A 1,343-nucleotide genomic window follows, 5' to 3' on the forward strand; every position below is an offset into this window, starting at 1 on the left:
TGCACCGTGGTGGTTCGATTTGTGGTTGTTACGGTCGAACAGTACCAAATCACCTTCAGTTACTAGCGCGTTACACACCACTTTGTTTGAAGCAGAAGTACCGTTGAGTACGAAGTAAGTTTTGTCCGCGTTAAATACTTTTGCAGCGTGCGCTTGCGCTTGGTGTGCAGAACCTTCGTGAATCAGCAAGTCACCTAAATCCACGTCCGCGTTACACAAGTCACTACGGAACAGGTTTTCGCCGAAGAAATCGTAGAATTGTTTACCAGCTGGGTGTTTTTTGAAGAACTGACCACCTTGGTGTCCCGGACAGTCAAACGCTGAGTTACCCATCTCAACATAGTGCGTTAATTGCTTGAAGAAAGGAGGAAGCAGACGACATTCGTACTTGGTTACTGCTTCGTTGATTTGACGACAGTAGTACTCAATAGATTGTCTTTCTAAATCGATAACGCCAGTTAGCCAAACGTAATCTTCTGCCGAAACTGGGTTTTCATCCGTTACTAAGAAAACTGGAATACCGTAACCCGTTTCAGAAATCATTTTATGCAGACCTGCTTTAATGTCTGCTGAAGTAATAATAGCCGCACCAACGTCGGTTAATTCAACTTGCTCTAAAGGTTGTAAATGACGATTAAATTGTTCATCTAAAGATTCAGCTAATAAACTGAAGTCTTCTGGCATGTAATTACTAACACCTATAATTAAACGTTTCATTTGTAATATCTCTTTTTTGTTCTTTAAAATTGACAGGTACAGATATTACAAACGAAAACGATATTTAAAATTCAAAAAACAAATTTCGTGATTAAATTTTCATATTTAAAAGTCTTATTTTCTCGAATTAAAATTTCGCGATCTTCATCACTTTCCAATTGATAGCCCAATGATATTGAAACCAGGCTTAAAAGGAAAAATAATTAAAAATTGTGTGACCACAGCCATTGTTGTTAGAAATAAAATATCAAGAAAATAAATTTTTGAGATTTCTATCACTATATAATTAGTAGGACTATATTATTAGGGATAATAAATATTTTAATTTTAACTAAATTTAAACACATAATAAAAAAGCCATCAACACATGTATTGATGGCTTTTTACTTTAGGTGCAAAGGAAACACAATTCAATTAAATAAATGACTATCTAGCTTTACGCCATTGTTGGACCACTGTTGATAGCGTTTTACCGCGATACCAGACGAGTACATGGTATGGTTAGCATCCATGCACTCGACAAAGTACAGCCGGATCATTCCTGCCATAACGTGCAGTCTACGGCTATCGCAACGCTTACAGGACAAGCGTTGCACCTTAGAGTTCACCTCTATGCGTCGGGCAAA

General features: G+C 37.5%; 1 protein-coding gene and 1 pseudogene. Both read right to left on the reverse strand.

The genetic code is table 11. The annotated features are described in order from the left end of the window. Positions 1 to 717, reverse strand: a 717-nt coding sequence (locus R8N28_RS25075) for an Orn/Lys/Arg decarboxylase N-terminal domain-containing protein (RefSeq protein ID WP_318183647.1), incomplete at its 3' end; no start/stop codon positions are given. A 410-nt stretch (positions 718 to 1,127) separates the two neighbouring features. Continuing rightward, positions 1,128 to 1,343: pseudogene (locus R8N28_RS25080) on the reverse strand (XRE family transcriptional regulator); the annotation flags it as partial.

The organism is Vibrio sp. Vb1554 (genome assembly GCF_033344235.1).